This window comes from Pseudomonas parakoreensis (assembly GCF_021602155.1).
In the GTDB taxonomy this organism is placed as follows: Bacteria; Pseudomonadota; Gammaproteobacteria; order Pseudomonadales; family Pseudomonadaceae; genus Aquipseudomonas; species Aquipseudomonas parakoreensis.
Genome location: NZ_BQHY01000022.1, coordinates 1 through 14,950 on the forward strand (window position 1 = coordinate 1; position 14,950 = coordinate 14,950).

Here is a 14,950-nt window from a genome sequence, read left to right on the forward strand (position 1 = left end):
CGCCAGCCAGGGCGCTGACATCGATGCTGGTAAGCACCGACGCGCCGCTGCCGGTGACGGTGAAGTGCAGGTAGTCGTCCAGCGACGCCGTGGTACCGTTTTCACCTTGCAGCAGTTGCGACAGGTCGAGCTTGTCGGTGCCGGGGGTGAAGTCGGTGATGGTGTCGTGGCCAGTGTTGCCCTTGAGGTACTGAAAAGTGTCCGCTCCCGCTCCACCGGTCAGGGTGTTGTTGCCCATGCCGCCGATCAGCAGGTCATCGCCACCACCACCGTTGAGGATGTCGTTGCCCAGCCCGCCGTTGATCACGTTGTTATTGTTGTCGCCGGTCAGGGTGTCGTTGAAGTTCGAGCCGACCAGGTTTTCGATGTTGCTGATCGTGTCAGTGCCGGCGCCGATGGTGTTTTGCGCACCGAGCAGGCCGAGGTTGACCGTAACCCCGGCGGTGGCGTGGGCATAGCTGACTGTGTCGATGCCGGTGCCGCCGTCGAGAATGTCGTTGCCCGGGCCGCTGTAGAGCAGGTCGTTGCCCGCACCGCCGTGCATCTCGTTGTTGCCGGACCCGGCGGTCAGTACGTCGTTGCCGTCACCGCCATTGAGGAGGTTGTTGCCGCTGCCCGCCACCAGAATGTCATCCCCGGCAGTGCCGGTGAGGGTGTGGCCATCCTGATAAGTGATGCTGACGCTGGCCGTGTCGCTGCCGCCATGGTTGTCGTTGGCGGTGTAGGTGCCGTTGAAGTCCGGCGTCACGTCGTGGGCGCCGGCGTAATTGACTGTCATGGTCAGTTGATAGTTTTCCGCTGCATTGGGGTTGCCGCCGCTGGTGTTGCTGATGTTGGTCACGTGGATCTGGTAGGTACCATCGGCGTTGGCGGTGATGGTGTCGCCGTCGGCGATGCTGACGAACGCGCCGCCGTTGACCGAGTACTCCATGGTGACGTGGCCAGCCGCGAGGTTGTGATCCAGGTTGAGGGTTTCGCCCTGCTTCAGTTTGACGGTGATCAGGTCTTCATCGTTGGCATTGGCGTTGGTCACCGCACCGAGGTAACCACTGACCACCAGCACCGCGGTCATCGCGGCGGTGTTCGCCGCGAACGCGTTACGCACGTCGGCCAGGTTCTGGTTGGCCGCCGTGTTGCTGGTGCCGTTGAACGTGATCGCGCCGGTACCGGTGAAGTCCGCGCCCTTGGCCACCCAACCGGTGTTGAAGCTGGTTGGCGAGGCGTTGAGCGTGTCGCCATCCGGGTCGGTGTCGTTGGCCAGCAACAGTTCGCCCGGCACCGTGACGCTGCTCGACAGCACGTTGGTGATGAAGTGGTCGTCCACCGCCACCGGTGGCGAATTGGGGATCACTTTCACGGTCAGCGTCGAGCTGGCGAGGTCGCCGTCATTGTCGCTGAGGGTGAAACCGATGTTCTCGGTGATCACCGTGGTCGTGGTTTTCTGCGAGGTGTAGCTGTAGTCGCCGGTATCGAGGTTGATCACCAGCGTGCCGCTGTTGTTGGTAGCAATGCTGATCGTGTTGTTCACGGTGTTGAACGTGCCGTGGTTGGTGCCGCCGCTTGCGGTCAGCGAACCCTGACCGCTGTTGGCGCGCGGGTCATAGGTGTAGGTGGTGCCGTCGACCACGATGGACTTGATGAAGCCGCCATCGGCGCCGAACGTACCGCCCTCGCCTAGCAGCGAGCCAGTGACCGGCGCGCCTTCGACAGTGCCCGACAGCACCGAGTTGAGCTGATTGAGATCGGTGACCACCACCGCGTTGGTGTTGGTGTGGCTGATGCCGTCATAGGCCAGCGGATCGAGGTTGGCGTTGCTCACGCCGCTGCCCAGGCCGATCGCATAGTTCTTGATGTTGTTGGCATCGAGGAAGTTTTTCAGCGCGGTCTCGTCGGCGGTGCCGATTTCCTGGCCGGTGGTCGGTTTGCCGTCGGAGAAGAAGTAACCGACGTTCTGCGCCCCGGTGAGTTTGCCGGAGGTATTGAAAGCGGTTTGCATCATCGCCACCGCCGCATCGTAGTTGGTGCCGCCGCCCGCCGTGAGGCCGGCGAGAATCGATTTGGCGGTCGCAACGTCAACCCATACCGAGGTCCTGTCGGTGGCGCTGCTGCTGAAGGTGACGAGTTGCACCTTGACGTCGCCGAGGTCGTCATATTTGTCGAGCAAGGCACTGATCGCCTGTTTCGCCAGGTCCAGCCGCGACAGGCCCGGCACGCCGGACGGGTCGACCATGCTGCCGGAAATATCGAGGACGATCAGCAGATTGGAATCGATCTCCACCGCCGCCACCGAGCGGTCCGACGCCACGGCTTTGGGCACGTCATCGACGATGTTGACCACGATTGTGCTGGTGGTGCTGTTGCCCAGCGCATCGGTGGCTTTGTAGGTGAAACTTTCGCTCAGGGTGTTGGCGCCGTCGTTGGCGTTTGGCGTGGTTTTCGGTGCCGAGGTCAGGGTGTAGGTGTAAGTGCCGTCGGCGTTGAGCTGGATCTGCCCGTAGGTGCCGGTGGCGCTGCCGACCAGGCTGTAGGTGAGCGCCCCGCTGCCGCCGGTGACCGCACCGACCAGCGTACCGGTGGCGGTTTCGCCGGTGTTGCTCGGGTCGCTGCCGGTGACCGTGCCGGGGGCCAGGTCCTGGCCGTCCTTGGTCAGGTCGAGGGCTTTTTCATAGACCGTCACGTCCTGATCGACCGAGGCCACCAGTTTGCTGTCAGCGACGTTAATGGTGAGGGTGGTGGTGCTTTCGTCGCCGTCACCGTCGCGGATGGTGTAGGTGAACGTGTCGGTGGCGCCCGGTGGGCTGACCGAGTTCGGGTTGCTGTGGTAAATGGCGTTGCCCGCCGCGTCCAGCGTCAGGTAGCCGTAAGTGCCGATGATGTTGCTGTTGAGGCCGCCGATCGCCGAGCTTGAAGTGTCGCCGCCGGCGCGCACGCCAACCACAGCACCACCCGCCGCTGCGCCGTCCGCACCGGTGACATCATTGCCCAACACGCTGACATTCACCGTACCGCCCTCCACCACCGAGCCGGTGTCGGCCTTGGCGGTCGGCAGGTCATCGATGATGTTGACGTTGATCTGGCCGCTGGCGGTGCTGCCGTCGGTGTCAGTCGCGACCACGTTGAAGTTTTCGGTGAGGCTGTTGGCGCCGTTGCCGGTCGGGTGATTTTCGTTATCCACCAGGGTGTAGCTGTAACTGACCACGCCGGTCGCCGGGTTGTAACCGGTGACGGTGAACGTACTGCCCAGCGGCGACACCACCGATTGCGGGAAGCCTGCGGCGACCCCGTTGGTCACGACGGCAATGCCACCGACAGTGAGGGTTTGCAGGCCATCCAGGGCCGTGACGGTGAACGTACCGCTCTGTGTCAGCGCCGGGGTTTCAGGGCTGGTGCCGTCACTGAGGTTTTTCTCGTAGACGGTGAGTTCGCCGCCATTGACGTCGAGGCCGTTGAGCACCACCGGATCGTCGTTGTTGTGGATGTTCAGCACCAGGTTGGCGGTGCTGGTATCGCCGTCGGCATCGGTGAGCGTGTAGGTGAATGTCTCGGTGCCGTTTCCACCGCCGTGCAGCGCCTTGAAAGCGGCGTCAGCCGGGTTAAGCGTGTAGGTGTAAGTGCCGTTGGCATTGAGCACCAGCGTGCCGTAAGTCCCGGTGAACGTACCGGCAGTGATCGGCCCGGCATTCGGTCCGATGGCGACCACGTCCGCGCCTTGCACGTCGTTAGTCAGCACGTTGCCGGTCAGGGTCAGCTGGGTTTCCGAGGCACTGGTGGCGTTGCTGTCGTTGAGGGCTTTGGGCACGTCATCGACGATGCTGACGACGATGGTGCTGGTGACCACATTGCCCAGCGAATCGGTGGCCTGATAGGTGAAGGTTTCAGTCAGGGTATTGGCCCCGTCGTCGGCATGCGGTGTGGTGGTCGCGGGCGAGGTCAGGGTGTAGGTGTAAGTGCCGTTGGGGTTGAGCACGATCTGCCCGTAGTTGCCGGTGGCACTGCCGACCAGCGCATAGCTGATGGCGCCGACCGCACCGGTGACCGAACCGACCAGTGTGCCGGAGGCGGTTTCGCCCGTATTGGTCGGGTCGCTGCCGGTGACCGTACCCGGGGCCAGATCGGCGCCGTCCTTGGTCAGGTCGAGGGCTTTTTCGTAGACGGTGACGTCGGTGTCGCTGGTCGCATACAGCTTGCTGTTGGCGACATCGATGGTGATGGTGGTGGTGCTTTCATCGCCATCGGAATCGCGCACGGTGTAGGTGAACACATCCACCGCACCGGGGCCGTTCACGGCATTGGGGTTGCTGTGATAGACCGCGTTGCCGTTGGCGTCCAGCGTCAGGTAACCGTAGGTGCCATTGATGTTGCTGTTGAGGCCGCCAATGGCCGAGGTCGAGGTGTCGGAGCCGGCGCGCACACCGACCACCGCGCCGGTCACCGCCGGGCCGTCGGCGCCGCCGATGTCATTGTCGAGCACGTTGCCGCTGACGGTGCCGCCCTCCGCCACCGAGGCGGAATCGGCGTGCGCGCTCGGCAGATCATCAATGATGTTGACGTTGATCTGGCCGCTGGCGGTGCTGCCGTCAGTGTCAGTCGCCACCACGTTGAAGTTCTCGGTGATGCTGTTGGCGCCATTGCCGTTCGGATGGGTTTCGTTATCGACCAGGGTGTAGCTGTAGCTGACCACGCCGGTCGCCGGGTTGTAGCCGGTGATGGTCAGCGTGCTGCCCAACGGCGTGACGGTTGATTGCGGGAAACCTGCGGCCACACCACCGGTGACGACGTTGATGCCGCCCACGGTCAGGGTTTGCAGACCGTCGAGCGCGGTCACGGTGAAGGTACCGCTCTGAGTCAGCGCCGATGCATCGGGACTGGTGCCGTCGCTGAGGTTTTTCTCATAGACCGTGAGTTCGCCACCATTCACGTCGAGACCGTTGAGGATCACCGGATCGTCGTTGTTGTGGATCTGCAGGACGAGGTTGGCGGTGCTGGTATCGCCGTCGGAATCAGTGAGGGTGTAGGAGAAATTTTCGGTGCCGTTGCCGCCACCGTGCAGGTTTTTGAAGTCGGCGTCGTTGGTGTTCAGTGTGTAGGTGTAAGTGCCGTCAGTGTGCAGTTCCAGCGTGCCGTAGGTACCGGTAAAAGTCCCGGCAGTCACTGGGCCGGTCGGCACGCGGTCGGCGCCCTGGACGTCGTTGGTCAGGACATTGCCGGTCAGGATCAACTGGCTTTCCGAGGCGGTGCCGGTGTTGCTGTCATCCACGGCTTTAGGCAGATCGTCGACCACATTGACGTCGAGGGTCGCGTTGGCGGTGGTGCCGTTGTCATCCACCACCGTTACGGCAAATTGCTCAGGCAAGGTATTGGCACCGTTGCCGGTTGGATGCGCATCGTTGTGATCGAGGGTGTAGCTGTAGCTGACGACACCGGTTGCTGCGTTGAAACCGGTGATGGTCAACGTGCTGCCCAACGGTGTAGTCACCGATTGCGGGAAGCCAGCAGCCACACCATTAGTCACCACAGCAATGCCGCCGACGGTCAGCGTGGTGACGCCATCCAGAGCGGTGATGGTGAACGTGCCGCTTTGGGTCAGTGCCGAGGAATCCGGCGCGCTGCCGTCGCTGAGGTTTTTCTCGTAGACCGTCAGTTCGCCGCCGTTCACGTCCAGGCCGCTGATGACCACCGGATCGTCGTTGTTGTGGATCTGTAACACCAGATTCGCGGTGCTGGTATCGCCGTCAGAATCGGTGATGGTGTAGGTGAAATTCTCGGTGCCATTGCCACCGCCGTGCAGGTTTTTGAAGTCGGCATCGGTTGGGTTGAGCGTGTAGGTGTAGGTACCGTCGGTGTGCAGTTCCAGGGTGCCGTAGGTGCCGGTGAAGGTACCGGCGGTGACGGGGCCGGTCGGTACGCGGTCAGCGCCTTGAACGTCGTTGGTAAGCACGTTGCCGGTCAGGGTCAGCAGGGTTTCCGAAGCGGTATTGGCGTTGCTGTCATTCACCGCTTTTGGCAGGTCATCGATGATGTTCACATCGAGGGTTGCATTGGCAGTCGTACCGTTGTCGTCCACGACGGTGACGGCGAATTGCTCAGGCAGGTTGTTGGCGCCGTTGGCGGTTGGGTGTGCTTCGTTATCGACCAGCGTGTAGCTGTAACTCACTACACCGGTCGTTGCGTTGAACCCGGTGATGGTCAACGTGCTGCCGAGCGGTGTCGTCACCGATTGCGGGAAGCCAGCAGCCACACCATTAGTCACCACAGCAATACCGCCCACAGTCAGGGTGGTGACGCCGTCCAAAGCGGTAATCGTGAACGTGCCGCTTTGAGTCAGTGCATTGGCGTCCGGCGCGCTGCCGGTGCTGAGGTTTTTCTCGTAAACCGTCAGCTCGCCGCCGTTTACATCCAGGCCGCTGATGACCACCGGATCGTCGTTGTTGTGGATCTGCAGCACCAGATTCGCCGTGCTGGTGTCGCCGTCCGAGTCAGTGATGGTGTAGGTGAAATTCTCGGTGCCATTGCCGCCACCGTGCAGATTCTTGAAGTCGGCATCGGTTGGGTTGAGCGTGTAGGTGTAAGTGCCGTCGGTGTGCAGTTCCAGGGTGCCGTAAGTGCCGGTGAAGGTACCAGCAATGACCGGGCCGGTCGGTACGCGGTCGGCGCCTTGTACGTCGTTGGTGAGGACGTTGCCGGTCAGCGTGAGCGTGGTTTCCGACGCCGTGCCCGTGTTGCTGTCATCGAGCGCTTTGGGCAGGTCGTCGATCACGTTCACATCGAGGGTTGCATTGGCAGTCGTACCGTTGTCGTCCACGACGGTGACGGCGAATTGCTCGGGCAGGTTGTTGGCGCCGTTGGCGGTTGGGTGGGCATCGTTGTGATCCAGCGTGTAGCTGTAACTCACTACACCGGTAGCTGCGTTGAAACCAGTGACGGTCAGCGTGCTGCCGAGCGGTGTGGTGACCGATTGCGGGAAGCCGGCTGCCACGCCGTTGGTGACCACGGCGATACCACCGACAGTCAGCGTGGTGACGCCGTCCATAGCGGTGATGGTGAACGTGCCGCTCTGAGTCAGTGCATTGGCGTCCGGTGCGCTGCCGGTGCTGAGGTTTTTCTCGTAAACCGTCAGCTCGCCGCCCTCGGCGTTCAAACCATTGATCAGCACCGGATCGTCGTTGTTGTGAATCTGCAAAACCAGATTCGCCGTACTGGTATCGCCGTCCGAGTCGGTGATGGTGTAGGTAAACGTCTCTGTGCCGTTGCCGCCACCGTGCAGCGCTTTGAAATCTGCGTCGCCGGTGTTCAGGGTGTAGGTGTATGTGCCATTGGCATTCAACACCAGCGTACCGAAAGTGCCGGTGAAGGTGCCGGCAGTCACCGGCCCGGTGGGCACGCGATCGGCACCTTGCACGTCGTTGCTCAGCACGTTGCCGGTCAGGGTCAGCAGGGTTTCCGAGGCGGTATTGGCGTTGCTGTCGCTCACCGCTCTGGGTACGTCGTCGATGATGTTGACGTCGAGCGAGCCGGTAGCGCTGTCGCCATTGCTGTCACCGGCGGTCACGGTGAAATGTTCGCTGAGGCTGTTGGCGCCGTCACCGGCCGGATGGGCGTCATTGCCGTTGAGGGTGTAGCTGTAACTGACGACCCCGGTCGCAGCGTTGTAACCGGTGATGGTCAGGGTGTTGCCCAGTTGCGTGGTGATCGACTGCGGGAAACCCGCCGCCACGCCGCCACTGATCACGCTGATGCCGCCAATGTTCAGACTGCTCAAGCCGTCCGGCGCCGACACCGTGAAGCTGCCGCTCTGAGTCAGCGCGCCGGGGTTGGCCGAGGAGCCGTCGGGCAGGTTGGCTTCGTTGAGGGTCAGCTCGCCCCCCGGCACCGCGAGGCCACTGAGGGTCACCAGATTGTTGACCGGCGGCGGCACGATCGGCGTGTTGTCGCCATTGTCGATCACCGCGTTATGCCGCTCTTCGGGAAACTCGGGAATGCCATTGAAACCGGCGGTCGGGAAGCCGATGACCGGATCCACTCGTCCACCGACTTCAGTCAGCAACACAAAGCTGTGACCACCGCCCGCCTCGCCCGGCACGCCAGTCGGCGCATTCGGGCCCGCAGCGGTGGCTTCAGCGGCTTTGGTCGGGTCTTCGCCGGCAGCGATGGCTTTCTGAATCTGCTCGACATCGGTCAGTTGCGCTTCGCTCGGCGTCAGCGCTTCAGGGGAATCAATGTGCACCGCCTGATTGGCCAGCAGTTGCCCGGACAGGGTCATGCTGCTGTCGCGACCCAGAGTCAGTTCGTGGCCATTTTGCAAATGAATGGCGACAGCGCCTTCTGCGCCGGTGATCACTTGATCGCCGGCAAACAAGCGGTCGCCCTCGACCAAAGCGCGGCGAGTACCGTCGGTGCCTTGAGCAAACACCTGACCAATGACTTTAGTGACGATCCCGATGAGCGTTGCCATGTGAAACTCCTCCGCTGCCGAACACCGTCGGCACTGGTTCGCGAAGCACGCCCATGGCTCAAGCGGGTTGCCGGGGTGACGCTCGCACCTCGACAGTTCGTTTCGCAGGTAGCGCAAACAAGGAAAGGTCGGTGCTTTCAAGCACTGCGCAATCCTGATCGATGCCGCAAACCCGCTAGCGCTACGTAACGGTGGTGAATCACCCCAGTGACAAAAAACCGTCACCATCTGCCGCTACGCGTCCCTCCCCTTCAGCATTACTTCGCCGTATGTCGCAAAGTGAATGGAACTTTCCTCAAGCCTTTCCGTGCTCCCTGAAGCGCATAAACAAAGGCTTTCGTCCTGAACAATGTGCCGTTTTTGGCCAAGCGCATAAGTTTTTTTCGGCATAAGCCTTATGAAAATTTTTTCTTAGCTACGCTTCAGGATGTTCTTAGCTCTGTTGTTACAAGAGTGAAACGCTTACACCTTAAATTATCGTCAAATATTTGGCGACAGTAACACACCATCAGGACCAGGGAGATGCACCCCATGCGCGTTTTAACCCCCCTCTGCAGCGCGGTTTTGCTGGCCATGGCTTGCACTTCTCAAGCCCAGGCCATGAACCTGACCGAGGCAATCCAGAGCACCATTGCCACCCACCCGGATCTCGCCTCGCGTGTGGACGCCAAACTGTCGGCCGATGAACAAGTGAAAGTGGCCAAGGGTGGCTTCTATCCGTCCGTCGACTTGAATGCCGCGTATGGCCGTGGTTACAGCGACAACACCAATACCCGGGCTTTCGGTAATCACCACACCGAAATTCTCAATTACACCCAGTCGGAACTGCGCCTGCGGCAAATGATCTTCGACGGCTTCAACACGGCCAACGAAGTCGAGCGCACCAAGGGCGTGTCCAACTCGCGCGCCTACTACGCGCAAGGCACCGCCCAGGATCTGGCGCTGCGCACCATCGAGGTCTACCTCGAAGTGCTCAAGCGGCGTGAATTGGTGACCCTGGCCAAGAACAACCTGCAAGCGCACCTGCGCGTGAATGATCAGATCGGTCTGCGCACCCAGCGCGGCATCGGCAGTACCGCCGACTCCGATCAATCGGTCGCCCGTAAGGCGCTGGCGCAAAACAACCTCGACACCGCCGAAGTCGATCTGGCCGACGCCGAATCGAACTTCTACGCCGTGGTCGGACGCATGCCCGATGAACTCGAAGCGCCACCGTCGACCCGCGGCGAAATCCCCACCAGCCTGCCGGAAGCCCAGCAGAGCATGGTCGAGAACAACCCGTACCTGAAATCCGCGCAGGCGGACGTGCAGTCAGCCGAGAGCCAGTACGAAGTTGCCAAGTCGCCGTTCTATCCTCGTTTCGATGCCGAAGCGGCGGTGGGTGCGAACAACAACGTGCAAGGCGATGAGGGCCACGACAACGAATGGCGCGTGGGCGTGATCATGAACTACAACCTGTTCCGTGGCGGCAGCGACAAGGCCCGTCTGGCGTCCGATGCGCACCAGATCAACCAGGCGATGGACATCCGCAACAACGCCCTGCGCCAGTTGAACGAGAACATTCACCTGGCGTGGAACGCCATGGTCAACGCGAACAAACAGACCCCGACCGCCCGTGAATACGCCGAGACCACCAAACGCGTGCGCGCGGCGTATCAGGATCAGTTCGGCCTCGGCCAACGCACCCTGCTCGACTTGCTCGACAGTGAAAACGAGCTCTACAACGCCAACCGCCGCTACACCGAAATCCGCTACACCGAGGAATATTCGATGTACCGCGTGTTGGCGAACATGGGCCAGTTGCTGAGCAAGCAACGGGTGGTGCTGCCGGCGGATGCGATTGCGGCGACCGAAGTCAAAAACGAAGCGCGCCTGCCTGAGCTGAAATGAAGTAACCCCTGTAGGAGCTGCCGAAGGCTGCGATCTTTTGATCTTGATCTGCAACAGCAAAATCAAACGATCGCAGCCTGCGGCAGCTCCTACAGGGGAGATGTGTCGATAGCCGAGTCCGTTCAACAGGGGCGATCAATATGACCAGCATGGCCGAAGGCGGACACACCGGAATCGATCCGCGGCTGAGCTTCGATGACCCGTTACTCGACGGTCTGTTGATCCTCTGCAAGCTCCACGGCGCGACGGTCAGTCGCGCCAGCCTGAGTGCCGGGCTGCCCCTGGACAAGCAACGCCTGAGCCTTGACCTGCTGCCCCGTGCAGCCGCCCGGGCCGGTTTGCAGGCGCGCCTGTTGCGGCGTGAACTGAAGGATATTTCTGCACTGAATCTGCCGATCCTGTTGCTGCTCAAGGATGGGCGCACCGCCGTCCTGCGGCGTTTTGGCGATGACGGCAAGGCGCTGATCCTGCCCAGCGAAGCCGATGGCGGCGAGCAATGGGTCGAGCGCGAAGAACTCGCCGAACACTACAGCGGCCAGGCCTTGTTCGCCCGTCCGCGCCACGAACTCGAAGACTTGCGTTCACCGCTGGTGCCACGGGTGCATGCCTGGTTTCGCGACACGCTGAAGCTGTCGAAATGGCTGTACAGCGATGCAATTCTCGCCAGTTTCCTGATCAATTTGCTGGGCCTGATGGTGCCGCTGTTCGTCATGCAGACCTACGACCGCGTGGTGCCGAATCAGGCCACCTCGACCTTGTGGGTGTTGGCGATCGGCCTGCTGATCGGCACCGGTTTCGAACTGGTGCTGCGGGTGGTGCGCGCGCATCTGCTCGATACCGCCGGCAAGAAAACCGATGTGATCCTTTCCGCGACGTTATTCGAGCGCATCACCGGCATGTCGATGAAAGCGCGGCCGGCGACCATCGGCGGTTTCGCCCAGAGCATTCATGACTTTCAGGGCCTGCGCGAATTCCTCACCGCCGTGACCCTGACCAGCCTGATTGATCTGCCCTTTGTGGTGTTGATGCTGGTGGTGATCGGCCTGCTCGGCGGCTGGCTGGTGGTGATTCCGCTGCTGGCGTTTCCAATCACGATCATTTTTGCCCTGGCAATTCAGGTGCGTCTGCGCGACACCGTGCAAAAGAGCCTGAGCCTGGGTGCCGAGCGGCAGGCGCTGCTGATCGAAACCCTCGGCGGCCTGGAAACCCTCAAGGCCTGCAGCGCCGAAAGCGAGCGCCAGCACAAATGGGAAAGCACCCACGGCGCCCTCACCCGCCTCGACAGCCATGCGCGCAACCTCTCGGCGCTGGCGACCAACGGCACACTGTTCATCCAACAGTTCTCGGGGATGGCGACGATTGTTGCCGGGGTCTACAGCATCATCGCCGGCAACCTCAGCGTCGGTGCGCTGGTGGCCAGCTACATGCTCGGCAGCCGTGTGCTCGCGCCACTGGGACAGATCGCCGGGCTGATCACCCGCTATCAGCAAGCGCAACTGACCATGAAAAGCACCGACGCGCTGATGGGTCTGCCGCAGGAGCGTGACGGCAAGCAGCGGCCACTGGAACGCACACAGCTACAAGGTGCGCTGGACGTCAGTGGCGTGACCTTTCACTACAACGGTCAGAATGCACCGGCGCTGGGCAACGTCAGCTTCAGCATGAAACCCGGCGAGCGGATCGGCATCATCGGTCGCAGCGGCTCGGGCAAAAGCACATTGGCGCGGCTGTTGATGGGCTTCTATGAACCCGAGGAAGGCCAGTTGCTGCTCGACGGCCTCGACCTGCGGCAACTGGATGTCGCCGACCTGCGCCAGCAGATCGGTTACGTCGCCCATGACCTGCCGCTGCTGGCCGGCAGCCTGCGCGACAACCTGACCCTCGGCGCCCGCTACATCAGCGACTCGCGCATGCTCGAAGTCGCTGAACTGACCGGCGTTACCGAACTGGCGCGGCAGCATCCGCAAGGTTTCGACCGGCCGGTGGGCGAGCGCGGACAACTGCTCTCCGGTGGCCAGCGCCAGGCAGTGTTGCTGGCCCGGGCGCTGCTGCTCGACCCGCCGATCATGCTGCTCGACGAACCCACCAGCGCCATGGACAACAGCAGCGAAGACCTGCTGCGCCAGAAGCTGCACGGCTGGGTGCAAGGCAAGACCCTGCTGCTGGTCACCCACCGCACCTCGATGCTGAGCCTGGTGGACCGGTTGCTGGTCCTGGACAACGGCCGGGTCGTCGCCGACGGCCCGAAAGAAGCGGTCATCGATGCACTGCGCAAGGGCCGCGTCGGTTCAGCGGCGGTCTAGATGCGCGCACATAATTTTATGGCTCTCACAAAACCTGTGGCGAGGGGATTTATCCCCGATGGGCTGCGCAGCGGCCCCAAAGGCTCTGAGGGCGCTTCGCACCCTATCGGGGATGAATCCCCTCACCACAAGTAAGTGTTACGGGCGACACATGGGTAGTGCGGTTTGATGTTTTATTAACTGAGGGGTATCGCCCCATGTCTGCATCTTCAGGTAGCAAATCACGCGGTTACTTCGACAGTTTCGGCAAAAGCGCCGAAGCCGAGTTCATGCCGGAAACCGCTGGTGCTTCATTACAGGATTCGCCGCGCTGGTCGCGGATCACCGTATGGCTGGCGGCAGCGCTGTTGATCAGCGCGCTGGTCTGGGCCAAGTTCGCGGTGCTTGAAGAAGTGACCATGGGCGAAGGCAAGGCGATTCCGTCGAGCAAGGTCCAGGTGATCCAGAACCTTGAGGGCGGGATCGTCACCGAGATTTTCGTACGTGAAGGGCAAATGGTGAACAAGGGCGACAAGTTGCTGCGCCTGGATGACACGCGGTTTCTGTCGAACAAGGGCGAGAGCGAGGCCGACCGTTATGCGTTGATGGCGCAGGTCGAACGTTTGTCGGCTGAAGCCGAAGGGCGGCCGATGAAACTCTCGGACGAAGTCGTCAGCAAGGCGCCACAAGTGGCCGAAGACGAACGTGCGTTGTACGACCAGCGCCAGCGTCGACTGGCCAGCGAACAACGCACCCTCACTGAACAGCTGCGGCAGAAAACCCAGGAACTGGCGGAGTTTCGTTCCAAGCAAGGTCAGTACAGTTCCAGCCTGGCGCTGTTGCAACAAGAGATGAACATGTCGTCGCCCCTGGTCGGCACCGGCGCCGTATCGCCAGTGGAAATCCTGCGACTCAAACGCAGCGCGGTGGAGATTCGCGGCTCGTTGAACGCGACAACGTTGGCGATCCCACGGGCGGAATCGGCAATCAACGAGATCAAGAGCAAGATCGACGAATCGGAACAGACCTTCCGCTCCGACGCGGCCAAAGACCTCAATCAGAAACGCACCGACCTGTCGAAAATCACCGCCTCGAGCATCGCCATCGACGACCGCGTCAGCCGCACCACCGTGACCTCGCCGGTGCATGGGGTCATCAAGCAGCTCAAGGTCAACACCATCGGTGGCGTGGTGCAGCCGGGCAGCGACATGGTCGAAATCGTGCCGCTGGAGGACAACCTGCTGATCGAAGCCAAGGTGCGTCCGCAAGACGTCGCGTTCCTGCATCCGGGCCAGAAAGCCATGGTCAAGTTCAGTGCCTATGACTACACGATCTACGGCGGGCTGAGCGCAAAACTGGAGCTGATCGGCGCCGACACGATTACCGATGACAAGGGCAACAGCTTCTACCTGATTCAGGTGCGCACCGATAAAAACCACTTGGGCGGCGATGTGAAACCGCTGCTGATCATCCCGGGGATGGTGGCGACGGTAGACATTATTACCGGGGAGAAAAGTGTGCTGGATTACCTGCTGAAACCGGTGCTCAAAGCCCGGACTGAGGCGATGCGCGAGCGGTAGAAGCTTCTGGATCTGGTGGTGAATTGACTGGCCTCATCGCTGGCAAGCCAGCTCCCACAGGTTCTGAGGTGCTCACAGACTTTGTGTTCGACACGGACACTGTGGGAGCTGGCTTGCCAGCGATGGGGCCAGCCCAGACATCAACTATCTGTCGCCATGATTGCGCTGAAAAACCTCCTCCCCCATCGCCGCAATCTGCCCCTCGATCAACGCTTCGAACGGCTTGAGCAACGGCGCAAACGTCGTCGGCGCTTCGAGGGTTTCCAGCGCCTGCACGATCGCCTCAATCGTCGACAACGCCCCCGGCCCCGGCGCTTTGCGCAACCGGTAGCGCGATACCCCGCCCGCCGCCAGCGTCACCCGCGGCAACGCCGCCAGCAACGGATCGAGATGAAGCATCTTGCGCGCCTTGCGCCAGGTGCCGTCCGGCACCACCAGCAACAACGGTTCTTCGGACTCACGGTAAGCCTGCAGCGGTTGCGCATCGTCGGCGGGAAACAGCAATCGTGCCTGATACCCCGGCCGGTTCAACAGCGCGGGCAAGTCCTCGAACACCTCGCCGACAATCAGCTCGGCATTGGTCAACCCCAGTGCCGCCAGTCGCGCCGTGTTGAGCGCGTGATTGACCTCGCTCGGATGCTGCAACAGCAGAATGCGGGTGCGGCTGTCGAGGCGTGGGATCAGCGAGCACAGGCAGTGAGTTTGTGGGCGCAGGCAGCGCGGGCATTGGGGTCTGGACATGTTCT

General features: G+C 61.7%; 5 protein-coding genes. 3 read left to right on the forward strand and 2 right to left on the reverse strand.

The features are described from left to right. On the reverse strand, positions 1-8,452 hold an 8,452-nt coding region (locus L6D63_RS24990), incomplete at its 3' end, for a retention module-containing protein (RefSeq protein ID WP_236170450.1). A 531-nt stretch (positions 8,453-8,983) separates the two neighbouring features. On the opposite strand from L6D63_RS24990, the gene L6D63_RS24995 reads away from it, so the two are divergent. From L6D63_RS24995 to L6D63_RS25005, 3 genes are all read left to right on the forward strand, one after another. Continuing rightward, positions 8,984-10,342, forward strand: a complete 1,359-nt coding sequence (locus tag L6D63_RS24995; protein ID WP_047292413.1) for a TolC family outer membrane protein — start codon at positions 8,984-8,986, stop codon at positions 10,340-10,342. A 140-nt stretch (positions 10,343-10,482) separates the two neighbouring features. Then, the gene (locus L6D63_RS25000) at positions 10,483-12,645 is read left to right on the forward strand and encodes a type I secretion system permease/ATPase (protein ID WP_095667214.1); all 2,163 of its coding nucleotides are present in this window, start codon (positions 10,483-10,485) and stop codon (positions 12,643-12,645) included. 197 nt (positions 12,646-12,842) lie between these two features. Further along, complete coding sequence (locus tag L6D63_RS25005; RefSeq protein WP_095667215.1) at positions 12,843-14,204, forward strand: HlyD family type I secretion periplasmic adaptor subunit; 1,362 nt, start codon at positions 12,843-12,845, stop codon at positions 14,202-14,204. 144 nt (positions 14,205-14,348) lie between these two features. On the opposite strand, the gene L6D63_RS25010 is transcribed toward L6D63_RS25005, so the two are convergent. Then, positions 14,349-14,945 (reverse strand): tRNA-uridine aminocarboxypropyltransferase, encoded by a 597-nt coding sequence (locus tag L6D63_RS25010; protein ID WP_131669971.1) that lies wholly within the window; start codon positions 14,943-14,945, stop codon positions 14,349-14,351. Positions 14,946-14,950 lie beyond the last annotated feature (5 nt).